This is a genomic window from Novosphingobium jiangmenense, assembly GCF_015694345.1.
GTDB classification, from domain to species: domain Bacteria; phylum Pseudomonadota; class Alphaproteobacteria; order Sphingomonadales; family Sphingomonadaceae; genus Novosphingobium; species Novosphingobium jiangmenense.
Genome location: NZ_JADQDC010000003.1, coordinates 125,026 through 151,261, shown reverse-complemented (window position 1 = coordinate 151,261; position 26,236 = coordinate 125,026). Strand labels below are relative to the sequence as shown.

23 protein-coding genes, 1 tRNA gene and 2 pseudogenes are annotated in these 26,236 nt (G+C 63.8%); 12 read left to right on the top strand and 14 right to left on the bottom strand.

Annotated elements, in window-relative coordinates; translation table 11 throughout:
• The first annotated feature begins 42 nt into the window (after positions 1 to 42).
• Together I2488_RS05795 and I2488_RS05790 are read left to right on the top strand one after the other, a co-directional pair.
• The gene (locus I2488_RS05795; protein ID WP_196274854.1) at positions 43 to 546 is read left to right on the top strand and encodes a PaaI family thioesterase; all 504 of its coding nucleotides are present in this window, start codon (positions 43 to 45) and stop codon (positions 544 to 546) included.
• Positions 543 to 959, top strand: a complete 417-nt coding sequence (locus I2488_RS05790) for a PaaI family thioesterase (RefSeq protein ID WP_196274853.1) — start codon at positions 543 to 545, stop codon at positions 957 to 959. The genes I2488_RS05795 and I2488_RS05790 overlap by 4 nt, the downstream gene beginning before the upstream one ends.
• Here I2488_RS05790 and I2488_RS05785 read toward each other — a convergent pair.
• The 4 genes from I2488_RS05785 to I2488_RS05770 all read right to left on the bottom strand — a co-directional run bounded on the left by I2488_RS05785 (position 956) and on the right by I2488_RS05770 (position 4,011).
• Positions 956 to 1,261: a DUF2794 domain-containing protein gene (locus I2488_RS05785; RefSeq protein WP_196275073.1), complete on the bottom strand. Its 306-nt coding sequence runs from the start codon at positions 1,259 to 1,261 to the stop codon at positions 956 to 958. The two genes, I2488_RS05790 and I2488_RS05785, sit on opposite strands and share 4 nt — an antisense overlap.
• A gap of 62 nt (positions 1,262 to 1,323) precedes the next feature.
• Positions 1,324 to 2,049 carry a serine O-acetyltransferase EpsC gene (epsC, locus tag I2488_RS05780; RefSeq protein ID WP_196274852.1) on the bottom strand — a complete coding sequence of 242 codons (726 nt, stop codon included), beginning with the start codon at positions 2,047 to 2,049 and terminating at the stop codon, positions 1,324 to 1,326.
• A 26-nt stretch (positions 2,050 to 2,075) separates the two neighbouring features.
• Positions 2,076 to 2,690 (bottom strand): HdaA/DnaA family protein, encoded by a 615-nt coding sequence (locus I2488_RS05775; RefSeq protein ID WP_196274851.1) that lies wholly within the window; start codon positions 2,688 to 2,690, stop codon positions 2,076 to 2,078.
• 31 nt (positions 2,691 to 2,721) lie between these two features.
• Positions 2,722 to 4,011 (bottom strand): heavy-metal-associated domain-containing protein, encoded by a 1,290-nt coding sequence (locus I2488_RS05770; RefSeq protein WP_246465514.1) that lies wholly within the window; start codon positions 4,009 to 4,011, stop codon positions 2,722 to 2,724.
• 113 nt (positions 4,012 to 4,124) lie between these two features.
• Between I2488_RS05770 and purM the strand changes: the two genes are divergently transcribed.
• The 3 genes from purM to I2488_RS05755 are packed head-to-tail and all read left to right on the top strand — an operon-like array spanning position 4,125 to position 7,315.
• A complete protein-coding gene (gene purM / locus I2488_RS05765) occupies positions 4,125 to 5,231 on the top strand; it encodes a phosphoribosylformylglycinamidine cyclo-ligase (protein ID WP_196274850.1) in 1,107 nt (368 codons plus the stop codon).
• Positions 5,224 to 6,165 carry a phosphoribosylglycinamide formyltransferase gene (purN, locus tag I2488_RS05760; RefSeq protein WP_196274849.1) on the top strand — a complete coding sequence of 314 codons (942 nt, stop codon included), beginning with the start codon at positions 5,224 to 5,226 and terminating at the stop codon, positions 6,163 to 6,165. The genes purM and purN overlap by 8 nt, the downstream gene beginning before the upstream one ends.
• Positions 6,166 to 6,172: 7 nt before the next feature.
• Positions 6,173 to 7,315, top strand: a complete 1,143-nt coding sequence (locus I2488_RS05755) for an MFS transporter (protein ID WP_196274848.1) — start codon at positions 6,173 to 6,175, stop codon at positions 7,313 to 7,315.
• Here I2488_RS05755 and I2488_RS05750 read toward each other — a convergent pair.
• The 7 genes and pseudogenes from I2488_RS05750 to I2488_RS05725 form a co-directional block, all read right to left on the bottom strand.
• Positions 7,312 to 7,557: a hypothetical protein gene (locus tag I2488_RS05750; protein WP_196274847.1), complete on the bottom strand. Its 246-nt coding sequence runs from the start codon at positions 7,555 to 7,557 to the stop codon at positions 7,312 to 7,314. The two genes, I2488_RS05755 and I2488_RS05750, sit on opposite strands and share 4 nt — an antisense overlap.
• 84 nt (positions 7,558 to 7,641) lie before the next feature.
• A pseudogene (locus I2488_RS19850) lies at positions 7,642 to 9,015 on the bottom strand (TonB-dependent receptor); the annotation flags it as partial.
• Positions 9,016 to 9,474: 459 nt separating this feature from the next.
• Positions 9,475 to 9,906, bottom strand: a pseudogene (locus tag I2488_RS19845) (TonB-dependent receptor plug domain-containing protein); the annotation flags it as partial.
• 272 nt (positions 9,907 to 10,178) lie between these two features.
• Positions 10,179 to 10,601, bottom strand: coding sequence for a nucleoside-diphosphate kinase (ndk, locus tag I2488_RS05740; RefSeq protein WP_118072266.1), 423 nt, complete (start codon positions 10,599 to 10,601; stop codon positions 10,179 to 10,181).
• A 78-nt stretch (positions 10,602 to 10,679) separates the two neighbouring features.
• Positions 10,680 to 11,111, bottom strand: a complete 432-nt coding sequence (locus I2488_RS05735) for a DNA polymerase III subunit chi (protein ID WP_196274845.1) — start codon at positions 11,109 to 11,111, stop codon at positions 10,680 to 10,682.
• On the bottom strand, positions 11,111 to 11,266 hold the full coding sequence (locus I2488_RS05730; protein WP_118072268.1) for a DUF2256 domain-containing protein: 156 nt from the start codon (positions 11,264 to 11,266) through the stop codon (positions 11,111 to 11,113). Before I2488_RS05730 ends, I2488_RS05735 begins: the two co-directional genes overlap by 1 nt.
• A 133-nt stretch (positions 11,267 to 11,399) precedes the next feature.
• The gene (locus I2488_RS05725; protein ID WP_196274844.1) at positions 11,400 to 12,857 is read right to left on the bottom strand and encodes a leucyl aminopeptidase; all 1,458 of its coding nucleotides are present in this window, start codon (positions 12,855 to 12,857) and stop codon (positions 11,400 to 11,402) included.
• A gap of 104 nt (positions 12,858 to 12,961) precedes the next feature.
• Between I2488_RS05725 and I2488_RS05720 the strand changes: the two genes are divergently transcribed.
• Complete coding sequence (locus I2488_RS05720) at positions 12,962 to 15,244, top strand: LPS-assembly protein LptD (RefSeq protein ID WP_196274843.1); 2,283 nt, start codon at positions 12,962 to 12,964, stop codon at positions 15,242 to 15,244.
• Between the two features lie 126 nt (positions 15,245 to 15,370).
• Entirely contained in the window at positions 15,371 to 16,729 is a 1,359-nt protein-coding gene (locus I2488_RS05715; protein ID WP_196274842.1) for a peptidylprolyl isomerase, read from the top strand.
• 6 nt (positions 16,730 to 16,735) lie between these two features.
• Here I2488_RS05715 and I2488_RS05710 read toward each other — a convergent pair whose 3' ends face one another.
• Positions 16,736 to 17,752, bottom strand: coding sequence for a DNA topoisomerase IB (locus I2488_RS05710; RefSeq protein WP_196275071.1), 1,017 nt, complete (start codon positions 17,750 to 17,752; stop codon positions 16,736 to 16,738).
• An 88-nt stretch (positions 17,753 to 17,840) separates the two neighbouring features.
• Between I2488_RS05710 and yghU the strand changes: the two genes are divergently transcribed.
• From yghU to I2488_RS05695, 3 genes are all read left to right on the top strand, one after another.
• Positions 17,841 to 18,707, top strand: a complete 867-nt coding sequence (gene yghU / locus I2488_RS05705) for a glutathione-dependent disulfide-bond oxidoreductase (protein WP_196274841.1) — start codon at positions 17,841 to 17,843, stop codon at positions 18,705 to 18,707.
• Between the two features lie 78 nt (positions 18,708 to 18,785).
• Positions 18,786 to 18,860: transfer RNA gene (locus I2488_RS05700), tRNA-Gln, on the top strand.
• Between the two features lie 178 nt (positions 18,861 to 19,038).
• Positions 19,039 to 20,328: an adenylosuccinate synthase gene (locus tag I2488_RS05695; protein WP_196274840.1), complete on the top strand. Its 1,290-nt coding sequence runs from the start codon at positions 19,039 to 19,041 to the stop codon at positions 20,326 to 20,328.
• A gap of 46 nt (positions 20,329 to 20,374) precedes the next feature.
• On the opposite strand, the gene I2488_RS05690 is transcribed toward I2488_RS05695, so the two are convergent.
• Positions 20,375 to 22,768, bottom strand: a complete 2,394-nt coding sequence (locus tag I2488_RS05690) for a transferrin-binding protein-like solute binding protein (protein WP_196274839.1) — start codon at positions 22,766 to 22,768, stop codon at positions 20,375 to 20,377.
• A gap of 261 nt (positions 22,769 to 23,029) precedes the next feature.
• Positions 23,030 to 24,367, bottom strand: coding sequence for a surface lipoprotein assembly modifier (locus I2488_RS05685; RefSeq protein ID WP_343070992.1), 1,338 nt, complete (start codon positions 24,365 to 24,367; stop codon positions 23,030 to 23,032).
• Positions 24,368 to 24,474: 107 nt separating this feature from the next.
• On the opposite strand from I2488_RS05685, the gene I2488_RS05680 reads away from it, so the two are divergent.
• Both I2488_RS05680 and I2488_RS05675 read left to right on the top strand, forming a co-directional pair.
• Positions 24,475 to 24,972, top strand: a complete 498-nt coding sequence (locus I2488_RS05680; protein ID WP_196274838.1) for a L,D-transpeptidase family protein — start codon at positions 24,475 to 24,477, stop codon at positions 24,970 to 24,972.
• Between the two features lie 86 nt (positions 24,973 to 25,058).
• Positions 25,059 to 26,087, top strand: a complete 1,029-nt coding sequence (locus I2488_RS05675; RefSeq protein WP_214652231.1) for a helix-turn-helix domain-containing protein — start codon at positions 25,059 to 25,061, stop codon at positions 26,085 to 26,087.
• The last annotated feature ends 149 nt before the right edge of the window (positions 26,088 to 26,236 follow it).

Genomic DNA, 26,236 nt, shown 5'->3' with positions numbered 1-26,236 from the left:
AAGCGCTTGTAATCGGGCCTCGGCTGCGGCAGGGATTCCGGCATGGAAACAACGCCCGAAAGCACCGGAGGACGGCCTGCCATTCCGCCGGGTCTGAGTTTCGACCCGTCGCAATTCGGCAAGTTCATGATGCGGCATGGCCACACCGGTTTCATCGGCATGCAGTATCGCACCCACGGTGACAACTGGATCGAACTGGCCCTGCCCTGGCGGGAGGATCTCGTCGGCGATCCCGAGACCGGCGTGCTTGCCTCCGGTCCGATCATCAGCCTGCTCGACAATGCAACATCGATGTCGGTTTGGGCTCTGCGTGGCGGTTTCCGGCCGCAGGTGACGCTGGACCTGCGCGTTGACTACGTTCGCGCCGCAACGCCGGGCAAGACGATCATTGCCTGGGCCGAATGCTATCAGTTGAAGAAGTCCATGGCCTTCGTCCGCGGCATCGCGCACGACGGTGACATCGCCGATCCGGTTGCCCACGCCGCCGGCATCTTCATCCAGGTCGACGCCGATGGCTGGTCGCGCGATCCGGGGGCAGCGAAATGAGCGACAGCGCCGAGTTCCTTTCCGAAAGATTGCCGCCCTATGCGCGATCGATGGGCATGCGGATCGAAGGCTTGCTGGATGGCTCGCCGCTTCTCGCGATGGACTTTTCCGACCGCGCCATGGGGCGTCCCGGCTTCCTGCACGGCGGGGCAATTGCCGGAATGCTCGAAATCGCTGCGATCATGGCGCTTCATGCCGAGCTGGGTGAGGAAGATGCCAAGGTGCGGATCAAGCCGGTCAACATCTCGGTCGAATACCTGCGCGGTGGCGTGACGGTGGAAACCTTTGCGCGCGGCGAGGTGATCCGCGCGGGACGGCGGATCGCCAATGTGCGCGCCGAGGCATGGCAGGCGGATCGCGACAAGCCGCTTGCCAGTTGCTGGATGAACTTCCTGATCAAGCCAAAAGGTTAGTCTTCGACAACCTTCAGCAGACGCCGTTCCAGCGGTGACAGAACGCCGGCGAGGTCGTGCCCGCGCTTGAGGACCTGTCCGGCCTCGCCGAACAGCGCCCACATGCCCTGCTTGCCGCGCAGCGACGGGCGCTTCTCGATTCGCGCCGTAGGCCGTTCGGCAGTGCGCTTGAAGGCCGCGAAGACCGCTGCGTCCTTGCCGAAGTCCATCGCATAGTCCCGCCACAGGCCTGCCGCGACCATGCGGCCGTAGATGTCGAGAATCTTCAGCAGCTCGGGCCGTTCGAACCCCACCTGCTGCATGGCGCGCACATTCGGAAAGGGGACGACCGTGCCGGACGCCCCGGCATCAGGACCGGTCACGCTCAGCTGCGGTTCCTTCGGCCGACGGTGCTCGGAGTCGGCGCGGGCGTGGTGTCGTCACCGCCCGACTGGGCAGCAATCAAGGCGGCGACTTGTGCCTTCAGCGCCGCAACTTCGGCTTCGAGTTCATCAACACGCGTGCCGCCATTGGGTTCGCACGGTTCCTTGCAGGGCGTGCCATAAGGAATGAACTGCTTGAGCCAGGTTTCAGCCGGAACCAGCGTGGACCGGGCCTTGAGTCCGATCATCGTCGCACCTTCGGGCACGTCATCGGTCACCACCGCATTCGCACCGACGCGGGCGCGTGAGCCCACCGTGATGGGCCCCAGAATCTGGGCACCGGAGCCGATGATCGCATCATCGCACAAGGTGGGATGGCGCTTGCCCGGAATGCCGTTTGTCGGGTTCGTACCGCCCAGTGTCACGCACTGATAGATCGTCACGTTGTCACCGATCTCCGCGGTTTCGCCGATCACGGTGAATCCATGCTCGATGAACAGGTGCTTCCCGATCTTGGCGCCGGGATGGATGTCGATGGCAGTCAGGAAGCGCGAGAAGTGGTTTACCGCACGCGCCAGGAAATAGAGTTCAGCCTCGAACAGCCAGTGCGCGACTCGATGGAAGCCGACGGCCCACAGACCGGGATAGAGAAGAATCTCCCAGCGCGAACGGGGCGCGGGATCGCGCGAGCGGATCGAGTCCAGATAGGCGATCAGGCCGTTGAACATGCCCCGATTCTCTCTCTTTCAGGCGCTTAAAGCAAGCGCGGCTGGAATTCCCCTGTCCGCTCGGCAAGCGCGTCGCGTGCGAGGGATATGGTGACGGGTGATTTACGCTCAAGAGACAGACGGTCAAGAGTTTCAATCAGCAACTCGATTTCGGCATGCGCCCGTTCCACTCTGGGCAACAGGTAGGCCATTACCTGATCCCCCAGCACGAGCCCGCGCCGTGCCGAATGTTCCACGATCAGGCCCGCGACCAGCTCGTCATCTGGCGCGCCAATCTCGATCAGCAGGGCCGAGCCGAGGCGGGAGGCGAGGTCGGGCAGAGTGACATGCCATGCTCCGGGCGCACGATCGCTGACCAGGAGGAGCGGACGCCCGGACGCCTGAGCACGGTTCCAATGATGGAACACCTCGTCCTCCGGCAGCGAATCGGCACTGTCGAGCACCTCCCCTGCCCCGCTTTCGGCAAACCATCGCGCCAGCAGGCTCTTGCCCGACCGGGGAGGGCCGACAAGGATCGCTGTGCGGAAAGGCCATGTGGATGCAGACTGCAGCGCTTCGATCACGGGCAGCAGACTTGGCCCCATGACCACGGTTTCGGCACCGCGCGCTGTCACCAGCGGAAGGGCGATCTGCGACGACATCTGCTGACTATACGCTCGAATCGCGGTTCGGTTACTTGCGGATCGAAAGCGCGCCTGCGCCGACCGTCACGCGCCAACCCTGCGCCCGCAATGCTGCCGCCAAGGCTTCGATCTCGCCCGCGTAAGTCACGCGCATGACCGACGTGCCGCCAATCGCGATCGAACTAGACACCGCGCTCTTGACGCCGGCAACCCCGCGCACCGCTGCCATGCCGGCGTCGACTGCGGGACCGTCGGCGGTGGCGAACTGGATAGTGAATGTCGAGACGCTGGCTGCGGCGGTGGGCGTGGCTGCCGCCGTCGGCGCCGTTTCCGGGCCTGCCGTCGTGGCTTGCACGGCAACTGGCCCAGCCGTCGCCAAGGTCTGCTCAATCAGCTTGGGGTCGATTTCCGCTGCCATGTTGAGCGTGGGATCGGGCTTCAGCACGCCTGCCACCAGTGCCTGCGTGTAGATCCCGTCAAGCCTGCCGATGGCATCCTCAAGCATTTTGGGAACGTCAGCTTCGCTCTTGGCGGTCAGCGTGAAGCTGCCGAGGAAGCGGTTGTCCGGACCATAGCGCGCGGTGAAAGTGCCGCTGACCGGGCCACCGGGGAACTGCCGGTCGAGGCGCGCGATGGGAATGATAACGTCCGATGCGCCGAACTCGTCGAGGATCAGGCGCCACCAGTTGCGGCTGCGCCGATCCAGTTGGCCTGCGGTGAGCAGGAGCGAATCGGAACCTGCACCGGCCGGGCGCACGTAATCGATCGCACTGTTTCCGGTGCGGTACTCCGCCCAAGCCTTTTGCCACGGCGTGCGGGTCTCGAACACTGTCGCCACGCCGCCTTGATAAAGCACGGGTACGACCAATAGCGGTGCCGAGCGAGCCTTTACTCCGGTCATCCCGAGTCGCTCGCCGGTGCGGGCACGATCGAATATCACACCAAGGCGTGCGATGTAACGACGAGGACCGATCTGTTCGTGCTCGACCACCACCGCAGAGACCATGGATTCGATCGTCGAATCATCCAGGCCTGGAGCTGTCCCTCCGCTGCCATTGCTTCCCCAGAGCTTTACCCAAGCCTTGCGCTGCGCTTCGCGCCAGCCTTTGTTGCGTGCGTCCTCGGCGTCGTCGCCGCTGACATTGACCTCGATCCCGCGCACTTCGTAATCGCCGTTGCTGGCAATTGGCGGGATCCCGCGATCGCCTTCGATCTGTGCAACAAGCGCAGCCCCGCCGAGGCCCGCCAGCAGCGCGATGCCGAGCAGCAGCGCCTTGCGGTTCTTCGCTTTTTCGAGTGGCAGGGACAGGGCGACCAAGGGAACTCCGAAACCAGTCATGGCCGAAGGTCCGGCCCGAAACGCACACGGAATTCGAATTCCGCAACTGGATGCCCCGCTTTTGCCGAAACGAAAGTGGAAATCCAAGCAGGAAAGCGCTAGGCGCGCCAACCATGAGCGACAAGCAGGAAAAGCCCGAGAGCTACAGCTACGCCAAGGCCGGCGTGAACATCGCCGCTGGCAATGCGCTGGTGAAGGCCATTGGCCCGCTGGCCAAGTCCACCGCCCGCCCCGGCGCGGATGCGGAACTCGGCGGCTTCGGCGGCTTCTTCGATCTCAAGGCCGCAGGCTACAAGGACCCGCTGCTGGTTGCCGGCAACGATGGCGTCGGCACCAAGGTCAAGCTGGCGATCGATCATGACCGCCATGACAAGATCGGCATCGATCTCGTCGCGATGTGCGTGAACGACCTGATCGTACAGGGTGCCGAGCCCCTGTTCTTCCTCGATTACTTCGCGACGGGCCGCCTCGACAACGGTGTGGCCGAGCGCGTGGTTGCAGGCATTGCCGAGGGCTGCAAGCAGGCCGGTTGCGCTCTGATCGGCGGCGAGACCGCGGAAATGCCCGGCATGTACGCCGACGGCGACTATGACCTGGCAGGCTTCTGCGTCGGTGCCGTGGAACGCGGCGAGCAGTTGACCGGCGACCGCGTGGCCGAGGGCAACGTGCTGCTCGGTCTTGCGTCGTCGGGCGTGCACTCCAACGGCTATTCGCTGGTCCGTCGTCTGGCCGCCGACAAGGGCTGGAAGCTCGACCGCCCTGCCCTGTTCGACAACGAGCGCCTGCTGATCGACTACCTGATCGAGCCGACGCGCATCTACGTGAAGAGCCTGCTGCCCTTCATCCGCTCTGGCCGGATTAACGCGCTGGCCCACATCACTGGCGGTGGCCTGCTCGAGAACGTGCCTCGCGTACTGCCGCAGGGTCTTCACGCCCGCATCGATGCCGACAGCTGGGAGCAGAGCCGCCTGATGGCCTTCCTGCAGGCGCAGGGCAACATCGAGCCCGAAGAGATGGCCCGCACCTTCAACTGCGGGATCGGCATGATCCTCGCTGTGGAAGAAGCGGAAGCCGATTCGCTCGCCGCCGATCTCGCTGCTGCAGGCGAAACCGTCTATCGCGTCGGCACGATCGTCGCGGGCGAAAAGGGCTGCACCGTCACGGGCAGTGCCGAGACGTGGTCTGCGCGCTCGGCGTGGGAAGCGACCCACGTTGGCTGAGCGGGCCCCCGTCGCCGTCTTCATATCGGGCAGCGGCACCAACATGGCCGCGCTGCTCTATGCAAGCCGTGCGGTGGACTGCCCTTACGAGATCGTCCTCGTCCTCTCGAACAATCCGGAGGCTTCGGGCCTGAAGCTTGCCGAGGCTGAAGGCGTGGCGACGTTCTGCCTGCCGCACAAGGGCATCCCGCGCGCCGAACACGATGCGCTGATGGAAGCCGAAGTGGTCCGGGCCGGGGCGCGCTATATCGCGCTGGCCGGGTACATGCGCATCCTCAGCCCCGAGTTCGTCGGGCGGTGGGAAGGCCGGATGCTCAACATCCACCCTTCGCTGCTGCCCAAGTACAAGGGCCTGCACACGCACGATCGCGCCATCGCGGCGGGCGACAGCCACGGCGGTTGCACCGTGCATCTGGTCACTGCTGAGCTGGACGACGGTCCGATTCTGGGCCAGACACCCGTGGCGATCAGCCCCGGCGATAGTGGCGACACCCTTGCCGCGCGGGTCCTGTTCGCCGAACACCAGCTTTATTCGCGAACGCTGGCCGCCTATGTCGCCCGCGAAAGCAGCGCCGAGTGGCTGCTGGACAAGGTGCGTGAACTCGCCGCCAGTCTTCCCGAAGTGGAAGAACGCGAAAGCCACGGCGCTCCGGGCTGGCGCGTGGGTGGCAAGTACTTCGCCTATTTCAACGACCAGCACCACGGGACGCCGCACGTTGCCCTGCTGGTAAAGACAAGCGGGCAGGATGAACTGGCCGCGCTGATCGAGCAGGACGACACCATCTGGTTCCGGCCCGCGTACTATGGCGCGAGCGGATGGGCGGGCCTCATCCTCAACCGCCCCGATGTCGACTGGGACCACGCCGCCGACTGGCTGCGGCGCAGCTGGGCGGCCGTTGCGCCCAAGCGCCTCGCCGCAATGATGGAATTCTGAGAGCACCATGGCGCTCACCACGATCCGCCGCATTTATGCCCACGCCGGACTGCAATCGTTTGTAGAGGGCAGTGGCGGTCTTTTCGTGGTCGGATTTCTGGTGAAGCAGGGCCTCACACCTTCGCTGGCGCTGGCAAGCTTTGCCCTTGTCCTGCTCTCGCGCTTTGCCTTGCGCGCAGCGGTCCTTCCGATCGCCTACGCCCATGGATTGCGGACAGTTCTCCTGCTCGGTGTCGGCATTCGCGCCGGATCGTTCCTGATGCTCCCGCTAATCGGGGGACTGGGACCGATGCTGGTAGCCTACATCCTGGTGTCAGGTCTTGGCAGCGTGTTCTACTGGACTGGCTACCATGCCTACGTCTCGGCTGCAGGCAACAACGCCGAAATGGGCAAGCAGGTCTCGATCCAGCAGGCGACGACAGCTGCGGTAGGGATTGTCGCACCTGTTGCCGGTGGCTTCCTGCTTTCAGGCGCCGGGCCAGAAATCGGCTTTGCCGTCATTGCCGCGCTCCAGTTGCTGGCTGGAGCACCGTTGCTGGGAGCGGCCAACCCTGAGATCCCGCGAGAAAGCCGGGCAGACCCCGTCATCGTCCGCAATGGGCGGCGCATCTACTTCGCGGAAGGGTTGCAGGCGGGCTGTTCGGTCGTCGTATGGAACCTCGCGCTGTTCGTGACCTTGCGCCAGAACTTCGAGAGCTTTGGCGGAGCACTGGCGCTGGCGGGGATGGGCGCGGCGGCGGGCAGCCTGATCATCGGGCGGCTGATCGACCGCGGGCGCGGCACGCATTCGCTGGCGCTTGCCTATGGCCTTGGCGCGGCGGTTCTCGTGATCAAGGCTTTGGCGTGGGCCTCTCCCCTGTCCGCGCTCATCGCAACGGCGCTGGGAGCTTTGGCGGCACCCATGTTGGCAACCGCCATGCTCTCGCCCCTCTATGCGATGGCCCAGCGCTCGCAGTGCACCCTGCGCTTCAACATGGCGACCGAAGGCGGGTGGGACCTTGGCTGCTCCACCGCCGCGCTGGTTGCTGCAGCGCTCCTGGCGAGCGGCTTTGGCTACACGTGGCCGATCCTGCTGGGCCTCCTCGCCATAGCCGGTATCGCATGGGGCCTGACACAATGGTATCGCAGCGAGCAGGCGCTCCCCGCCTAGATCTCGTTCGCCTGAACCTGCGGCCTGCTCTCCCGCGTGCCGCGATAGCGCACTGACGCGTCGTTCGGATCTCCGGCGATGATCACGTGATCATCGTGCACCTCGAGCAGGGCGCCTGCAAACGGCATGTCCTCGAACATCGGGCTGCCGACGATGCGATAGCTCACGGTATCGCCGGCCTTGAAGGTGCCTGCATCAAAGTTGAATTCGAAAGGGCAATCGCCCCCGCCCATGCCCTGCATCAAATCTCTCCCAGACATCCACCCTAACGAAAAAGGCCGCCGGGGTGAACCGGCGGCCTCTTGTCATTTTGCCTTGGCGTCGGCTCAGAACTCGTAGCCGAGCGTAACGCCATAGGTGCGCGGCGGCATCAGCGTGCCACCGATGGTGCGGCTGGTCGCCACCGCATAGCTGCCCGCCCAGACCAGTTCGTTGGTCAGGTTGCGCACCCACAGGTTGACCGAAGTCCGGTCGTCCGAGTGGCGATACTTCACGTTGGCATCGACCATCACATAGGCATCGGCGGCCATGCGATCGTCGTTGAACTCGGTGTGGTACTGCTTCGAACGGTAGGAGACGTTCGTGCCGAACACGACGCTGGCGCCGCTCGACAGGTCGGCAGTGTAGGTCGGGTTGAAGTTCAGCGTCCACTTCGGGCTCATGCGCGTAGCGTTGCCCGACAGGTCCTCGTCAGGCAGCGAAGCGCCGCCAGGGCCGAACAGCGCGGCGTTCAGCGGGTTCTTCGAGAAGAACTTGGTGAACTTCGAGTTCAGGTACGCTGCCGAAGCATCGATGGCGAGGCCATCGATCGGACGCCAACGCAGTTCGAACTCCGCACCATAAGCACGCGATTCAGCAGCGTTCTCAAGAGCGCTGGCGAAGAACGGCGGGTTCGGGATCGGGAAGGTCCGCTGGAACTGGCCGTTCTTGAGCTTCTGGTAGAACACCGCAAGGTTGGTCTGCAGCGAACCCGCGCTGTACTTGATGCCGCCTTCGAAGGCTTCGACCTTCTCGGGGTTCACGAACGGCGTGACTGCCGCTGCCGAACGGCGCGAACCGATCTCGGCCGTGCCAGACTTGAAGCCTCGCGACCAGTTGAAATAGGCCATCACGTCGTCGTTCGGACGGAACTCGATGCCGAGCGAAGGCGAGAAGTCATCCCAGGTCTTCGAGGTGTCCCACTGCAGCGGATCGAGAACGAAGCCGGTCGCGGCGGTGCCGATGCCGCTGTTGTTCTTGATCTTGCGCTTTTCCCACGAATAGCGGCCACCCGCCTTGACCGAGAACTGGTCGGTAAGGTCGTAGGTCACGTTGCCGAACACGGCCCAGGTCTCGACATCGAGCTTGCCATCAAACTGGACGCGGAACGGATCGGTGTTCTTCAGAACGTCGAAACCGATGTGGTTTTCGACGCGGATGTGGTCCTTCAGGTAGAACCCGGCGAACACGGCATGCAGCTTGTCGGTATCGACGTTGAGCTGCAGCTCCTGGCTGAACTGGTTCTCGAACACCGGCTGCCAGTGGTTGGCGCTGGTCCGCACGGCGTTGGTCTGCGCCAGCGGGTAGCCGGCGTAAGACGACATGTCGAAGTCATGGAAGAAGATCGCGCGGAAATTGCGGTAGCTGGTCAAAGACTTCAGCGCGACCGTATCGGACGCGGCATAGTCCATGATGCCGGTGAAGGCATACTGCTTGCGGTCGTTGATCGGGTCATAGTTGGTGTTGAGGTTGCGCACGTTCTTGGCGAACGACGCCGCGCTGCCATCGGCATTGGTGCGCTGGCCGAGCGCGGTAAGGCTGGCGACCTGCGTACCGGGGAACGAAACCTCGCGGAACTTCACGGCCAGCGAGCGGTCGTTCTCGGTGTGGAGTTCGCCGGTCAGCAGGATCGAGAGCTTGTCGGTCGGCAGGAACTGCAGATGACCGCGCACCGACCACTGGTTGGCGTTGTCGATCTCGTTGCCGGTGAACTCGTTGATGCCGAAGCCATCGCGCTTGATACGCTGGACGGCGAGACGAGCGCGCACACCCTCCGTGATCGGGCCGCCAATGGCGGCATCCGTCTGCACGAGGAAGGCATCGCCGCCGAGGGTCTGGCGAACATAGCCATCGAGCTTGTCAGTAGGCTTGGCGGTGATCAGGTTGACCGCGCCGCCAGTGGCATTGCGGCCATAGAGCGTTCCCTGCGGCCCGCGCAGGACTTCGACGCGCTCCAGATCGAACATCGAACCGAGCTGCGCCTGCGCGAGGCTCACGACCACGCCATCGACGTGGAGCGCGACCGACGGGTCAACGCCGGGAAGCGAGCTCGACAGGCCGATGCCGCGGATGAAGAGCTTGGCGAAGTTGAAGTCGTTGCCGAAGCTGATCGAGGGAACCAGCGCCTGCAGGCCTTCGAGGTTGACGGTGTTGTTGGCCGCAAGCTGCTCGGTGCCGACGGCAGCGACCGAAAGCGAAACATCGGACAGCGACTGCGCGCGCTTTTGCGCGGTGACGATGATTTCACCGCCATTGTCATCGGCAGTCGCTTCCTGCGCCGCGTCCTGGGCAAGGACAGGCTCGGAAAGCGCAAAGGCAGCGGCAGCAAACATGCTGGTACGCGCGAGCAGGCGCGCGGAAGCGCGTTGGAAAAGCATCAGGTATCCTCCCTGAATGAGCCCGAAGGCCCGACCGTTCTCGTTTCGGAACGGCTACATTCCTAGCACTTGTACGTGGCACCTACAAAGTTGGTTATTGCCTATAACAATGTTTTTGCAATGATACGTTGCAATGCTGCAACATAGACCCAAAGTGCATGCGGCCTGATGCAAAAAGGCCGGAGCATTGCTGCCCCGGCCCTTCGAATGTCAGCGGTGGATGCCGATCAGCCGACGATTTCTTCCGGCTTGAAGAAGTAGGCGATTTCGATCGCCGCGTTCTCGTCCGAGTCCGAACCATGAACGGTGTTGGCTTCGATCGACTCAGCCAGTTCCTTGCGGATCGTGCCGGGTTCGGCGTTGGCAGGGTTGGTCGCGCCCATGATGTCGCGGTTGCGCTGCATGGCGTTCTCGCCTTCGAGAACCTGCACAACGACCGGACCCGAGATCATGAATTCGACCAGGTCGTTGAAGAAGGGGCGTTCCTTGTGAACGGCGTAGAAGCCTTCAGCCTGCTCGCGCGACATGTGGATGCGCTTCGAAGCGACGACGCGAAGGCCTGCTTCTTCCAGCATCTTGGTGACCGCGCCGGTCAGGTTGCGACGGGTGGCGTCGGGCTTGATGATCGAGAAAGTGCGGGTAACCGCCATGGGAGCATTCCTTGCGATATAGGGATTCTGATTGCGCGCGCCCCTAGCGATGTTTGTGCTGCGGTGCAAGGTTGGCGCTCACGGCCCTTCCTTCCACTTGCCGCCCTCTTGCCGCCAGTAGCGCCGCTCGACGCCCTCGCGCGCACCGAGCATGCGCCAGCAGCCGCGTGCGTCATCGATGCGGGCGGGCGGGAACAGCAGGAACACCCGTTCGAACGCGCCCTCTCGCCAGACACCATCGGCAAGCGCCATATACCTGGCGCCGTTGGCCGGTTCAGGTGCATCCGCCAAGAGGATCGGCTGGCACTCGTCGTTGCCGGTTCCTGCCCGACCATTGGCGAGGAACGTCTCGGGCAGGCGCGTCCACAGCGCCTCACTGACGCGGCGAAGCTGCGCCTCGTCCTCCGACACCACCAGCAGTCGTTCGCCCGCGCCCAGCGTATTACGTGCGATCAGGGGCAGGACCTGCTCGGCCGGGTCGTTCGTCAGCTGGTAGAAATCGACGCGCATCAGCCAGCCACCTTGCTCTTGCCGCTTCGGCAGCGGTCGGAACAGAACTTCACGTTGTCCCAATCCCGCTCCCACTTCTTGCGCCATGTGAACGGGAGACCGCAAGCGGCGCAAACCTTCGTAGGAAGATCAGATTTGCGCCGCATCTTGGGCATCTTTATCGATCCCTTCGGGATGCACAATCCGCATCCGCGAATTGTGCGCGGCACCGGCCCGCTCCCCCGGCCCGGCCACCCAGAGCCTACTCGCAAGGTGACCAGCCCGGGGGAGCGGGCCGGTGCCTGAACCTCAGGCCTCCAGCACGTCGCGGACGTAGCGGTCGAGCACGCGCACGCCGAAGCCGGTTGCGCCCTTGTCCCAGGTCTGGCCGGGCTTGTCGGCCCAGACCATGCCCGCGATATCGAGGTGCGCCCAGGCCACGCCCTTGTCGACATAGCGCTGCAGGAACTGCGCTGCGGTGATCGAACCGCCATAGCGGGGCCCGACGTTCTTCATGTCCGCGATCGGACTGTCGATCAGCTTGTCGTAGGAAGGCCCCAGCGGGAAGCGCCACAGCTTGTCGCCGGAGGTCTTGCCCGCAGCGTCCAGCTTGGCGGCAAGGTCGTCATCGTTGGCGAACATGCCGCCATATTCGTGGCCGAGCGAGATGATCATGGCGCCGGTCAAGGTAGCAAGATCGACGATGGTCTTGGGCGCATATTCCTTCTGCACCCAAGTCAGCGCATCGCACAGCACAAGGCGGCCTTCGGCGTCGGTATTGATCACTTCCACCGTCTGGCCGGACATCGAAGTGACTACATCACCGGGGCGCTGAGCGTTGCCGTCGGGCATGTTCTCGACAAGGCCGCAGACGCCGATGACGTCGGCCCTGGCCTTGCGCTTGGCCAGCGCCAGCATCACACCAGCGACCGCGCCAGCGCCGCCCATGTCCCACTTCATGTCTTCCATGCCAGCGGCGGGCTTTATCGAAATGCCGCCGGTGTCGAAGGTCACCCCCTTGCCGACAAAGGCGGTCGGCTTGTCAGCGTCAGCACCCTTCCAGCGCATCGCGAGCAGCTTTGGTTCGCGCACCGAACCTTGCGCCACGCCGAGCAGCGCACCCATGCCAAGCTCGGTCATTTCCTTGAGCCCGAGGACGACAATCTCGACACCGGTGCCTTCAAGGCGGGCTTTGGCGCGTTCGACGAAGCTTTCCGGGTAGATGATGTTGGCAGGCTCGGCGACCAGTTCGCGCGTGAATTCGATGCCTTCGGCAAGCGCCGATTCGATTTCCCAAGCCGCAGCAGCACCTTCGGGAGCGTTCACCGCCACGATCTCGGTCAGCGACGGCTTCTGCTCGTCGCTCAGCTTGGTGCGATAGACATCGTGGCGCCAGCCGCGCAAGCGAGCCCCGAACAGGATGGAAGCTGCCTCTGTGCCGGACAGGCTTGAACCGCTGAAATCGATAGCCAGCGAAGTCTCGCCCGAAGTCAGGTACTTCGCCGTCAGCGCCGCACCAACCTTCTCGAGATTTGCGCTGCGTTCACCAGCATCCGCCTTGCCCATGCCAGCCAGAGCGAGCCGCTTCAAGCCGGTCTCGCCCGCTACGAATGCCTCGTAGACCTGCCCCACCTTGCCAGCGAACCGCGCCGCAGCAGCACCCTCGCGTACCACCGCGTCAAGATCGGAGGGCAACGCGTCCTGCGCCACGAGACGGGCTACAAGACGGGGAAGCGGGGCATCGCTTGTGCGGAAAACGACCTTCATCGGGAACTCCTGAACGGAATGGACGTCACACTTCGACGCAGGCAGGGCGGGAAGCGGAAATTGTGGAATTGCAGTTAGGGTGCACTGGTGCGATAGGCAAGCGCATGCAACCCGCCCGGCGGCCGCAGCCGCAAGCCCTTGATCGACGCTTGCGCCTTGCGCGCTTGGCCGCTGCCTCTTCGGCACTGGCGCTGTTTTCCACCCTTGGTTCGCAAGCCATTGCGCAGGAAGCGCCACTAGCCTCCCCGGCTGGAGACGAATCGTCAGTGGACGATGTGGTCCGCTTCGAGGCCGACAAGGTTCGCTACGACAGCAACGCCGAAAAGGTCTTCGCCGATGGCAACGTCGTGCTTCGCCACGATGTGCAGACCGTCCGCGCCGACAATGTCACATGGGATCGCACCACCGGGCAGATCCTCGCGACAGGCAACATCCGTTTCGTCGATGAGGACGGCAACACCGTCTACACCGACAAGGTCGAACTGACCGACGAGTTCAAGGCAGGGGCCATCGAGGACCTGCTCGTCGTCTTGCGCACCGGCGGGCGCTTGGCCGCTGAGCGTGGCACGCGCGACGAGTTCGGCAACATGACGCTCGAGAACGCCGCCTATTCCGGTTGCGCGGTCGAGGACGGCAAGGGTTGCCCAAAAAAGCCTAGCTGGGAGGTTACCGCCGCCCGCGTGTACTTCGATGCCAAGCAGAAGCGTGTGAAGTACAAGGGTGCGACGCTGCGCATGTTCGGCGTGCCGATCCTGCCACTTCCAGGCCTCGGCCATACGTCCGATTTCCGTGCCGAGACCGGCCTGCTCATTCCTGACTTCCGCCTCGGCGCAGCCAACGGCGCGGAAATCAGCGAGACCTGGTACTGGCGCATTGCCGACAATCGCGACCTTTCGCTGACCGGCACGTTCTACACGGGCTCGCTCCCGATGCTGACGGCGAAGTACCGCCACCTGACCAACCTCGGCGCTTTTCAGGTTACCGGCTATGCCACGCGCAGCTCGCGCATTCCGCTCGGCAGCACCTCGACCGGCGCGGCCAATGCCAGCCAGCAATCGTGGCGCGGCTATCTCGACGCCAACGGCAAGCTGCAGTTCTCGCCACACTGGAGCCTCACTGGCAACGCCCGCGTCGCTTCGGACCGCACCTTCCTGCGCCGCTACGACATCAGCCGCGACGACCGCCTGCGCTCCTCGCTCAACCTCGAGCGCATTGACGACGACAGCTACCTCTCCATCGCCGGATGGGTAACCCAGACCGTCCGGGTCAATGACCCCCAGGGCATGGTGCCGCTGGCCCTTCCCGCCATCGACTATCGCAAGCGCATGACCTTCAGTGGTGTGCCCGGCAGGTTCGAACTCGAAGCCAACAGCCTCGCGATCGTCCGCACCGCGGGGCAGGACAGCCAGCGCGCCTTCGCTCGCGCGCAGTGGGACTTGCGCACGATCACCGGGCTTGGCCAGGAAGTGACGCTGACCGGCCTCCTGCGCGGCGATGCCTATCACAGCTCGGACAACGACCTGACTACGACCGCTGTCTACCGCGGCTTGCCCGGATGGCAGACGCGCGGCATCGCGACGGCAGCCGTGGACGTGAAGTGGCCCTTCGTCGGCGATGTCTTTGGCGGCACCCAGGTTCTGACGCCACGTTTCCAGGTCGTCGCGACTCCCGGCGTGCGCAACTTCGAGATCCCAAACGAGGATTCGCGTTCGGTCGATCTCGAGGACACCAACCTCTTCGCGCTGAACCGCTTTCCCGGCCATGACCGCGTGGAAGACGGGGTGCGCTTCACCTATGGTTTCGACTGGACGTTCCAGCGCCCCGGTCTGCGCATCATGACCACCGTGGGTCAGAGCTACCGCCTGTCGAATCAGAACACACTGCTTCCTGACGGAACCGGCCTCACCAACCGGGCCTCGGATTATGTGGGCAGGACGACCGTCCGGTTCGGCGACCTCGTCAAGTTCACCCATCGCTTCCGGCTGGACAAGGACAGCTTCGCACTGCGCCGCAACGAATTCGACGCGACGCTGGGCAACCACCGCCGCTACATCGAAGCGGGCTATCTGAAGCTGAACCGCAACATCGCCACGACCTTCGAGGACCTTCAGGACCGCGAGGAATTGCGCTTCGCCGCGCGCACGCCGATCACCAGCACTTTCTCGGTTTTTGGATCGGCAATTGTCAACCTCACCAACCGCGACGAAGACCCGACGCGCACTTCCGACGGCTTCCAGATGCTGCGCCACCGCCTTGGCGTCGCCTACACCGACGACTGCCTCGATCTTTCGTTTACCTGGCGGCGCGACTACGTGAACATCGGCGACGCCGTTCGCGGCAACTCCTTCCAGATCTCGCTTTCGCTCAAGAACCTCGGGGTGAAATAGCCTCTTCTATTGCCCTTTTGCGTCTGATGCGCCACTCAGCTTGGGTTAAGCCGTGCGCGGCCAGAGAGAAAACATAGCTGAAGGCCGCCAGACGAGCGCCAGTTCGACAGGACCACTTTCAAGACCATGACGTCCAAGATGAACATCACCCGCAAGGCGGTATCGCGCACGCTGGGTCTCACCGCTACGACCCTCGCCGCGCTTTCGGTTGCGGTAACGCCAGTGCTCGCTCAGGGCGCCAACGCGCCGCTGAACATCCCCGCCAATCCGACGATGTTCGGCAAGAACGACCCGAACGTCCGGCGCGCCACCGCGATCATCAATGGCGAGATCGTGACCGGCACCGATGTCGAACAGCGCCTTGCGCTGATCGTCTCGGCCAATGGCGGCAAGATCGAAGCCGAGGAACTGGAGCGTCTGCGCATGCAGGTGCTGCGCAACCTGATCGACGAAACGCTGCAGATCCAGGAAGCCAAGGCGGCCGACGTCCCTGCCGACGATGCCCAGGTGGAATCGACTTACGAGCGCGTGGCCACCCAGAATTTCGGGCAGTCGCCCGAGGCCATGGAAAAGTATCTCCAGCGCATCGGCTCGTCCGCCGCTTCGCTCAAGCGCCAGATCCGCGGCGAAATCGCCTGGCAGAACCTGCTTCGCCGCAACGTGCAGCCGTTCGTGAACATCTCGGAAGGCGAAGTGCAGGAAGCCATGCAGCGGCTCGAAGCGTCGAAGGGCACCGAGGAATACCGCATCGGCGAGATCTTCCTCGCCGCGACCGACGAGAACAAGGCGCAGATCTTTGCCAACGCCGAGAAAATCGTCGAACAGCTCAAGCAGGGCGGCAGCTTTGTCGCCTATGCCCGCCAGTATTCTGAAGCGTCGACCGCATCGGTCGGCGGCGACCTCGGGTGGATCCGCCTCGCCCAGCTGCCCAACGAACTCGCCACGGCAGCGGGCTCGATGGCGCCTGGGCAACTGGCGGGCCCGGTCGAGATCCGCGGCGGCTTCTCGATCCTCTACCTGATAGACAAGCGTCAGGTGCTCACGGCCGATCCGCGCGATGCGCTGCTCAGCCTGAAGCAGATCTCGATCGAGTTCCCCAAGGGCACGACCAACGAGCAGGCCACCAAGCGCGCGGCGGAATTCGCAGCCACCGTGAAGGCGATCAAGGGTTGCGGCGATGCGGAGGGTCAGGCCAACAAGATCGGGGCGACCGTCGTTGCCAACGATCAGATCAAGGCCCGCGATCTACCCGCCCAGTTGCAGGAAACGCTGCTCAACCTGCCTGTCGGGCAGACCACGCCACCCTTCGGTTCGATCGACGAAGGCGTGCGTGTACTCATGCTTTGCGGCCGCGACGACCCCAAGGTCGCCAGCGGTCCGAATTTCGACGAGATGATGGCGCAGATGGAAGACGATCGCGTCAACAAGCGCGCGCAGACTTATCTGCGCGACCTTCGCCGCGACGCGGTGATCGAATACAACTGATCGCGCTTATCCGGCGGCAAGCAGTTCAGCTGCCGCCGGTCCTTCCTCCAGCAATGCGATGAGGCCCCGCTCCTCGCGGCTCAGCCAGCGCGTTGCACGCGGCAGACGCAGCCCGGCGCGCCACTCCTCCTGCTCGTTTACCAAGGCCAGTACCGCTGGGTGAACATAGCTTTTGCGGGCAATGGCAGGCGTGTTGCCAAGGTGGTCCGAGACCTGCGTCAGCAACTCCTTCAGCGGTATCTTGCCCTCGGCATGTGCCAGCGCATCGAAGCCGAGAACACTCGCGCGCCAGGTGCGAAAATGCTTGGCGGTAAAATCCTCGCCCATCACCTCGCGTAGCCAGTCATTGACGTCGATCGATCCCACCGCGCACGGTGTGCCGTCATCGCCGATGTACTGGAACAGGTTCTGCCCCGGCAGGTCCTGCATCTTCTTGACGAAGCGCACGAGGCTCCGGTCAGTCATCCGCATCTCGCGGTCCTTGCCGGACTTCGCGCGGAATCGCAGCCGCAGGACCTGCCCCTTCACTTCGGCATGCTTCATCCGCAGCGTGGTCGCACCAAAGCTGGCGTTGCTGCGCGCATAAGCTTCGTTGCCGATGCGTATGCCACCGGTATCCAGCAGCCGCACCACGCTTGCAATACAGCGATCGCGCGAAAGCTGGCGCGAAGCCAGCTCCTCTTCAACGCGGGCCCTTACCAGCGGAAGGAGCCGCCCGAAAGCGGCGCAGCGGTCAAACTTCTCCCCTTCACGCTCCGCCCGGAAATCAGGATGATAGCGGTACTGCTTCCGCCCCTTGGCATCCACGCCGGTTGCCAGGATATGGCCATTGGGCGCAGGGCAGAACCACGTTTCCACATAGGCAGGTGGTAGCGCTATCGCATTCAGGCGATCGATTTCGGCCCGATCGGTAACTCTATTCCCGCGTGCATCGAAGTAGGCCCAGCCCCGCCCACATCGCCGGCGCGTGACACCCGGAAGACTGTCATCGACATGCACGAGTTTTGCGGCTTTGCTGTCCATATGGCGGCGAACGGACAGGAGGTCCTTGCGGTTCCTCCGCCAACGCCGCATTATAGTATGCAACACTAACAAATTTGCAGGAGGCCACATGTCCGAAGAGTACGTTCCACCCAAGGTCTGGACCTGGGACAAGGCCAATGGCGGCGCCTTCGCCAGCGTCAACCGCCCCATCGCCGGCCCCACCAGCGAGCGGGAGCTGCCCGTCGGCAAGCATCCGTTCCAAGTCTATTCGCTCGGCACGCCCAATGGCCAGAAGGCAACGATCATGCTTGAGGAACTGCTCCAGATGGGCTTTTCCGAAGCCGAGTACGATGCGTGGCTGATCAAGATCTTCGACGGCGACCAGTTCACGTCCGGCTTCGTCGACATCAATCCCAACTCCAAGATTCCAGCCATGGTCGACAGGTCCGGCCCCGAACCGTTCCGCGTGTTCGAATCGGGTGCGATCCTGATGCATCTGGCAGAAAAGTTCGGCGTCCTGCTGCCGACTTCGGGTCCGGCGCGCGCGGAATGCCTATCCTGGCTGTTCTGGCAGGTCGGTTCCGCCCCGTTCATCGGCGGCGGCTTCGGGCACTTCTACAACTACGCCCCGTTCAAGATCGAATATGCGATCGACCGCTACGCGATGGAAACCAAGCGCCTGTTCGACGTGGCCAACCGCCAACTCGCCAAGACCCGCTTCCTTGCCGGCGACGACTACACGATCGCTGACCTTGCCACCTACACCTGGTTCGGGAACATCTATCGCGGCGAAGCCTATGGCGAAGCGGCAACGTTCCTATCCATGCACGAATACGAGAACGTCGGTCGCTGGGTCAGCGAAATCGATGCTCGCCCCGGCGTCATCCGCGGCCGCCTCGTGAATTCGCAAAAGGGCCTGTCGGAACGGCATGACGCCGGTGACTTCGACACCTTGGCACCCGAACTGCTCCAACCGCCGAAGCGCAACTGGTAACCTGTTCAAAAGGGGTGCCTGCCAAGTGCGGTCACCCCTTTTCATCCCCGCAAGCCACGCTATAAGCGCGCCTCCTGCTGGGGCGTCGCCAAGTGGTAAGGCACCGGTTTTTGGTACCGGCATTCGCAGGTTCGAATCCTGCCGCCCCAGCCAGCAGAAATCCCCCAAGACATGGTTGGCCCTTTCGCACCGCGCTTGACTTTGGCCTGCGTCTGCCCCTAGGGCGCGCACCGAAATCCGAGGCTGTTGCCTCGCCCATCCATCCCGTTTCGCCGAGTCCTGTCGAAGGGCGTCTTGAGGATCCACCCGGGCAGGGTGGAGGAGTGTATCCATGGCCAATGTAACCGTGATCGGCGCCCAGTGGGGTGACGAAGGCAAAGGCAAGATCGTTGACTGGCTCGCCAGCCGCGCTGACGCAGTCGTCCGCTTCCAGGGCGGACACAACGCCGGTCACACCCTCGTCGTCGGCGATCAGGTCTACAAGCTCTCGCTGCTGCCTTCGGGCATCGTCACCGGCACGCTGTCGATCATCGGCAACGGCGTCGTGCTCGATCCCTGGGCCCTCAAGGCCGAGATCGAGAAGCTCACCGGCCAGGGCGTCGAGATCAACGCCGAGAACTTCGCCATTGCCGACAATTGCCCGCTGATCCTCCCCCTCCACCGCGACCTCGATGGCCTGCGCGAACAGGCTGCAGGCTCGGGCAAGATCGGCACGACCGGTCGCGGCATCGGCCCGGCCTACGAAGACAAGGTCGGCCGCCGCGCCATCCGCGTCTGCGACCTCGCCCACCTCGATGCGCTCGACGCCCAGCTCGACCGCCTGTGCGCCCATCATGACGCCCTGCGCGCAGGCTTCGGCCAGCCACCGGTCGATCGCGCAGCGCTGATCGCCGAGCTGCGCGAAATCGCGCCCTACGTGCTCCAGTTCGCCCAGCCGGTGTGGAAGCGGCTCAACACCGTGCGCAAGGCCGGCGCGCGCATCCTGTTCGAAGGCGCGCAGGGCGTACTGCTCGACGTTGATCACGGCACCTATCCGTTCGTCACCTCATCGAACACCGTCTCGGGCACGGCAGCTTCGGGTTCGGGCCTTGGCCCCTCGCAGACCGGCTTCGTGCTCGGGATCGTCAAGGCCTACACCACCCGCGTCGGCTCCGGCCCCTTCCCCACCGAACTGGAAGACGACGTCGGCCAGCGCCTCGGCGAGCGCGGCCACGAATTCGGCACGGTCACCGGCCGCAAGCGCCGCTGCGGCTGGTTCGACGCCGTGCTGGTGCGCCAGTCCTGCGCGATCTCCGGCGTCACCGGCATCGCGCTGACCAAGCTCGACGTGCTTGATGGCTTCGAGAAGGTGAAGATCTGCACCGGCTACCGCCTGCGCGGAAAGGTGCTGGATTACTTCCCGGCCCACGCAGCCGACCAGGCCGAAGTCGAGCCGATCTACGAGGAAATGGACGGCTGGGCTGGCACCACCGCCGGCGCGCGTTCGTGGGCAGACCTGCCGGCGCAGGCGATCAAGTACATCCAGCGCGTGCAGGAACTGATCGAAACCCCGGTCGCGCTGGTCAGCACCAGCCCCGAGCGCGAGGACACGATCCTCGTGCGCGATCCCTTCGTCGACTGAACACTCGCAGCCTCACCGTCCAAGCGGATGGTGAGGCTGCCAGGCGTCAGTTCTTCTTGCCGACGGTCACACCTGTATAGATCGATTGCTGGCCGCCCAGCGGACTCAGTTGCAGCAGGAATGATCCTCCCCATTCGGCTGCATTGGCGCCGAAGAACATGCCGTTGAGGAAGCTGGTGCTGAGAACATCGGTACCGCTACCCCGCAAGGAGAACGTGTTGCCGACGCCACAACCCGGGCAATTGCCCGCCAGCGAACCGCTGTAGGTGAAGCTGCCAAGGCTTGAGGCCGCGTTGTTGCTGACATCGGTAGCCGTCAGCGCCAGTACAGCACTACCCGTGCCCGCAGCGAAGTCAGCGGTAAACGTGCTTGTGCCCGAAAGCGAAGCCTCCCGCTGGGTCGCACCGTTCCGGCCATAGCCGTAGACCACGCCAGAGTAGGTTGCCGAGCCGGTACGTGGAATCTGGAAGCTCGGCGTCAGTCCACCAAAAGGCACGTAGTAGTGCGTGGTGACCTGTCGCCCGTCGACCGTATCGGTTCTGACAACTTCAGCGAAGCTGGCGTAGGTCAGCGCGATCGAGGGGTTGCCACTGCCGAATTTGAAGACTCGTGCCGTATAGTCCGCACCGCGATAGACATCGAACGTGCTGCTGCTTTCCGCAGTCTTCAGGTCGGCAGCGGCCAGCGTCTGCGAGAGCTGGGCAGCACCACCGAAGTTCACCCCCGTCGTTTTCGAAGTCAGGACATAGGACTTGTCGGTCGGATTGTAGGTAACCTCGATATTGCTGTCGAGCAGGGCCTGCTCCGCAGGGCTCAGGCTCGGGGTGAAGTAATACTGGGCATCGCTGCCGTTGAGCACGGTCGTCGTCGTCAGCCCGGCAAGGCCGCTCTGTGAAGCCGTGCTGTCCGATCCGCGCCCGCCCGCAAGCGTTGCTGCCATGACAGCCCCGGCGGCGCTGCTCGCCTGGACCACCGCGCCAACCTGTTCGGCTGCGGGGCCGAAGAGCTTGCCGGTCAGGGTGCCGCTGTAGTCGGTGGAGCCATCGAAGGCGATGTTGCCGGTGAAGGCATTGGCGCTGGCAGAGAGCGTTCCACTGCCGCTCCAGTTGCCGGAATCGGACTGCGTGCCCGGCAGGCCCGCGCCGGTTCCCGGAATGGCATTACCGACGGTATAGGCACCGAGCGTCGAAATCGCGCCCGACTGGAAGTTGACGTTGATGCTGCCATTGCCGTTCACGCCCTGGATCTTCGCGCCATTGGCCATGATCCCGCCGTTGAGGAACACGTTGAAGGCGGCAGATCCGGTGCGCGGCGTGGCCGCGTTGGTCGTTGGGAAGCCGTAGACGAAGGCGTCGATCTGGCCGACGCTCGAGCGGCGATCGGTGAGGATGCCGGCGCGCAGGTAATCGCCTGAGGTATAGAACTCATATGACAGGCTGACGTTGGACGCCCTCGTCGGTTGCCACATGATCCTGCCGTCGGTGCCATAGAACACCAGCGGAGATCCGTTCTCGCCCTGATGGACTGAGGAAAGTCCGCTGCCTGCGGCGACCGAGGAAAGGTTGCCAGCGCCGTCCAGCGTTCCCTTGGCCGAAGCGCTGAGCGGCTGGTAGAATTGGTCGGTGGCAGGAGTATCGAGGCTGGTCGAAGTATTGACTGGGGTCGTACCGCGCGCGCCATAGATCACGCCGGTTGCCGCCACGTCGGAATTGGGATTCTGCGAGAAGGCTGCGCCGACTTCCTCGGCATTGGGGCCGAAGAACGTGCCATGCAGTTCGCCTGTGCCGGCACTGCCCAAAGTCAGTTGCCCGAGAAAGCTGTTCGCGCTCTTGGACAACAGGGCGAATGCGCTCCAGTTGTAGCCGCGCGCAGTTACGTTGGTCTGCACGTCGGTCTCGTCATAGAAACCCTTGCCCGCAATGCCACCGGACAGGAAGTCGACCGAAAGCTTGCCCGTACCGCCGAGCGCATAGATGTTGGTGCTGAAAGTGCGCGCGCCAAGCAATTTGACGTCGAAGCTGGCTGCGCCGGTCCGGGGCAACGAGGCGTTCGGGGTCTGAACGCCATAGGCAAAGGCCGAGATGCGGCCGTCGATGGTCCCGGTGCCGTTGACCTGCCGCTGCCAGATCCCGGCTCCGACATAGCGAGTCTGCCCCGCAGCCGTTCCGGTAGTGGTCAGCGAAAGAAACTCGGTCGTGTTGCCGGATACGACCTTGTAGGTCGTGATCGCGCTGTTGGACTGGGTCGCGTCGATATCGCCCGGGCCGAACGTGCGGCTGCGCGTGCCGTCGGAGACCGTCCACGACTGGCTGGTTGCATTATACGAAACCGTCAGCGTCAATGCCGAGGCCGAAGTGCTGACCGCCGCACCGCTCGTCGGAACACTGATCGTCCCGACGGATGCGACGTTCTTGAAGCTCTCGCTTACCAGCGGTGCCACCAGGCTGGTGTTCGCGGTTGGAGTTGGCGTGGGCGTCGGAGTTGGGGTTGGCGTAGGTGTGGGTGTTGGCGTCGGAGTTGGCGTAGGTGTGGGTGTCGGAGTTGGCGTGGGGCTTGGGGTCGGAGTGGGAGTCGGCACCGGCGCCGGTGTGCTGCTGACGCCGCCACCCCCACCGCAAGCTGCGAGCATGAGCGCAATGGTCAGGACCGATGCGGCGGCCGCCCTGCGACGATGATCAATCATTCCCTCTCCCTTTCCTTCTCAGAAGGCCGAAGTCAGCCCGACTTCCGCCGCCCGGCGACTGAAATCGAAAATCCCTACTGTCGATCGGTTGCGCTCGGCCCGCAGGCGCAGAAAAGGGGCAATGCCCTTCCACTGGATAGCGCGAAACGTTGCGGACAATCCCACGGCGAACCGGTCGTCCACACGCTTCCTTGGATAAAGGAACAGACGTTCGTCGGCCTCGAGACGGGCATAGCTGCCGTCGAGCACAAGAGTCGTCCGCCCGATCTCCCGGAACAGGTAGGCCGACCCACCGCCCGTCCAGTCTGACCAGCCCGGATCGCGCGCAGCGGTCCGGCTGAGGCGGATTTGCCCCCCGCCTCCGAAGCGGGCGCTGAATGCGCGATCAATACCAAGGGCGCCGGCGTAGATCGTCGAATCCTGCAGATCGTTGCGCTGATTGTCGAGCCTCGACAGCGCCGCTTCCGTCCGCAGTTGCGTGCGCTTCCCCATGGGATGCTGATAAACCGCAGATGCGCCCCAGCCACGGCTGAACGCCTTTTGCCCGAACCAGCGCCAGGATGGACCACCCGAAAGCGTGACCCGGTCTGCGCCGGATTGGAACTCCGGCCCCAGCTGCAGCGCAAGCGCATAATCGTCGAACTGGCCCGTACGGTAGAAGTCGCCGCTTCCGGAAATGCGGCCGAGCATTCGCGCCTTGGAGCCGATCGGCAACCGGACATACCCTTGCGCGCGCACAGAAAGACCAAGGCCTGACTGTGCCTTCGCATCATCGCTCAGCGTGAAATCGCCGATCACCGTTCCCAAGGTATCAGCCCGGGTGGCACGGTTGATGTTGCTGTCAGGTGCAAGCGCCAGCTCGAGACTTCCACCAAGCGGTTTTGCCGCTGCCAGAGCGGATGCATAGAAGCGCACGGCTCGCTCGACATCCGGAGGCAATTGCCCTGACGCCTGTGCCGCACGGAACTCCCGCTCGGCAGCACCAAGTCGCCCGAGCATGGCATCCATCCGGGCCAGTTCCAGCCGGACGCGGGCAACGTCGGGCTTTTCATCAAGGATGCGACGCAGTTCCACCGCCGCATCGCGCGGGCGCTGCATCCGGTCGGCCAGCATGAGCGCAAGACGGAAGCGTGCCTCGGTTCTCAGCTCGATATCCGGGTTGCCCGCCAAGGCCCGGTAGGCGGCTTCGGCGGCGGCATAGTCTCCCGCATCGCGAGCAGCGTCGGCAAACTGGAACAACTGTGCTGCGGTCAACTGGATCGGAGCGGCCTCGGGCGTACCCGATGTCCCGCTTCCACCAGCAGATTGCTGGGCGGACGGCTCCCAGACAACACTCAGCATCGCCAGCAACAGCACGTCACCCCCACTGATGCTAACTATCGGTTAGGACTCGTTCGGGCGCAAGCCGCGATTGGCCCGCTTCGGCTCTCGCCTCCCGCGCCTCTCGTCGATAGGTTGACCAAATGATCCGATCAGCGCTCCTGCCCCTCGCCCTGATGATGGCGGGCGATGCTGCGGCGGAACCATCAACCGAAGCCTCGGCGATCGCTTCGGTCCGCGTGGAGAAAGCTGCCCGACGGCTGTTGTTGCTGGACGAATCCGGGCACGTCAGCAGGGCATACGGCGGCATTCAGCTTGGCAGCCAGCCCGTCGGAGCCAAGCAGTTCGAGGGCGATGGCCGCACGCCCGAAGGCCGCTACGTCATTGACTACGGCAACCCGTCGAGCGCCTACCACCTGTCACTCCACATTACCTACCCGAACAAGCAGGAACGCGCTCATGCCGAATCGCTGGGAAGGTCACCCGGAGGGGAGATTTTCATCCACGGACAACCCAACTTCCTCGATACCGGACGTATCGCCGGTGACTGGACGGCCGGGTGCATTGCCCTCGCCAATGAAGAAATCGAAGAAATATGGCAACTTGTGCCAGATGGCACCCCGGTTGAGATCGTACCTTGATCCAAATCCGAGATAGTCTTGCTTGACCGTGCGGCAGTTTGTTCCACTGATGTTCTCACTAAGGTTTCCTACTGAGGGCAAACGCGATGACATTGGTCCAAGCTGACACCACACCCGGTACCGCCCCCGATTTCTTCGATGACGTGACGACGGGAGGCGATGTCGCCTGGATCAGTCCTTGCGCCCCTCTTTCGGTGACGGTGCTGGCGGATCGCGCCTATGTCAGAATGGAAATGGCCGAGGATGCCACCGCTGCAGGCCTCCGCGTCGCGCAGAGTTCCGGGCTCGAGCGGATCATCGAAGCGGACGACGGACCTCCGCTGGGCGACATTGTCCTCGTCGATTGCCCGATGCTGGAAGGCGCAGATCTGGCTGCACTGGCACAACTCGATCAGTCCGTTGCGCGTACAGGCGCGATGATGATCGTCTCGACCAGTGTCGGCTCCCTCGACGACGTCTTCGGCTGCCTCGACCAGTCGAATGCACAAATCCTGGTCAATCCCGGCAGGGCGGACCGTGTCGTAGCGTTGGGACATCTCCTGTCCTCCCCCCATCTCGCCGCACGCGGCGGGCGTGTTCGGGAATTGTCCGACAATGACCGCATGTCCCTGCTGCGGCTGACCCAGCAGGTCAGCGAAATCGCGCAACGGCTGGAATCCCTGTCGGGTACGCCCGACGGCAGTGCACGGGTAGAAGCCTCGGCCTTTTCGTTTGACGCAACCGGTGACCGGGATTGCGCACCGCGCATTCCTGCGCGCAACCGCGCGCCACTTCCCGATCCCCGGCTGGTTCGGAAGATCATCCGCCAAAGGCAATTGCGCGCGCGCTTCTTCGAAGGTGATCTCTTCGCCGACCCCGCGTGGGACATGCTGCTGGATCTCACCGCAGCGCGGGCAGAGCACAAGCGCGTCTCGGTTACATCGCTGTGCATCGCTTCGGGCGTGCCGCCGACGACTGCGCTGCGGTGGATCAGCCAGATGACCGAGACCGGCCTGCTCTGTCGTGCCGAGGACGCAACCGATCGCCGCAGGGCGTTCATCGCACTGTCGGACAAGGCGGCAGACTCCATGGCACAGTACTTTGCCGAGGCCGGCAACGCGGCTCTGGTCCTTTAGGGTCAGGAGCTAAGGAGGCAGTCGAACCGTTACTGGCCGGGTCGGTAAAGTGTGCCGCACGGCCGGCCGGTGACGGTCGAACCTGCCGCACCGGCCGCGTGATAGCCAGAACCCGTTGCCCTTCCTCGCTATGCTTGGTTCACAGCATT

Bases quoted from the DNA above. Each gene is read 5' to 3' on its own strand.
- I2488_RS05795 (WP_196274854.1), top strand. From the start codon at position 43: ATGGAAACAACGCCCGAAAGCACCGGAGGACGGCCTGCCATTCCGCCG.
- I2488_RS05790 (WP_196274853.1), top strand. From the start codon at position 543: ATGAGCGACAGCGCCGAGTTCCTTTCCGAAAGATTGCCGCCCTATGCG.
- I2488_RS05785 (WP_196275073.1), bottom strand. From the start codon at position 1,261: ATGCAGCAGGTGGGGTTCGAACGGCCCGAGCTGCTGAAGATTCTCGAC.
- epsC (WP_196274852.1), bottom strand. From the start codon at position 2,049: ATGTTCAACGGCCTGATCGCCTATCTGGACTCGATCCGCTCGCGCGAT.
- I2488_RS05775 (WP_196274851.1), bottom strand. From the start codon at position 2,690: ATGTCGTCGCAGATCGCCCTTCCGCTGGTGACAGCGCGCGGTGCCGAA.
- I2488_RS05770 (WP_246465514.1), bottom strand. From the start codon at position 4,011: ATGACTGGTTTCGGAGTTCCCTTGGTCGCCCTGTCCCTGCCACTCGAA.
- purM (WP_196274850.1), top strand. From the start codon at position 4,125: ATGAGCGACAAGCAGGAAAAGCCCGAGAGCTACAGCTACGCCAAGGCC.
- I2488_RS05755 (WP_196274848.1), top strand. From the start codon at position 6,173: ATGGCGCTCACCACGATCCGCCGCATTTATGCCCACGCCGGACTGCAA.
- I2488_RS05750 (WP_196274847.1), bottom strand. From the start codon at position 7,557: ATGCAGGGCATGGGCGGGGGCGATTGCCCTTTCGAATTCAACTTTGAT.
- ndk (WP_118072266.1), bottom strand. From the start codon at position 10,601: ATGGCGGTTACCCGCACTTTCTCGATCATCAAGCCCGACGCCACCCGT.
- I2488_RS05735 (WP_196274845.1), bottom strand. From the start codon at position 11,111: ATGCGCGTCGATTTCTACCAGCTGACGAACGACCCGGCCGAGCAGGTC.
- I2488_RS05730 (WP_118072268.1), bottom strand. From the start codon at position 11,266: ATGCCCAAGATGCGGCGCAAATCTGATCTTCCTACGAAGGTTTGCGCC.
- I2488_RS05725 (WP_196274844.1), bottom strand. From the start codon at position 12,857: ATGAAGGTCGTTTTCCGCACAAGCGATGCCCCGCTTCCCCGTCTTGTA.
- I2488_RS05720 (WP_196274843.1), top strand. From the start codon at position 12,962: ATGCAACCCGCCCGGCGGCCGCAGCCGCAAGCCCTTGATCGACGCTTG.
- I2488_RS05715 (WP_196274842.1), top strand. From the start codon at position 15,371: ATGACGTCCAAGATGAACATCACCCGCAAGGCGGTATCGCGCACGCTG.
- I2488_RS05710 (WP_196275071.1), bottom strand. From the start codon at position 17,752: ATGGACAGCAAAGCCGCAAAACTCGTGCATGTCGATGACAGTCTTCCG.
- yghU (WP_196274841.1), top strand. From the start codon at position 17,841: ATGTCCGAAGAGTACGTTCCACCCAAGGTCTGGACCTGGGACAAGGCC.
- I2488_RS05695 (WP_196274840.1), top strand. From the start codon at position 19,039: ATGGCCAATGTAACCGTGATCGGCGCCCAGTGGGGTGACGAAGGCAAA.
- I2488_RS05680 (WP_196274838.1), top strand. From the start codon at position 24,475: ATGATCCGATCAGCGCTCCTGCCCCTCGCCCTGATGATGGCGGGCGAT.
- I2488_RS05675 (WP_214652231.1), top strand. From the start codon at position 25,059: ATGACATTGGTCCAAGCTGACACCACACCCGGTACCGCCCCCGATTTC.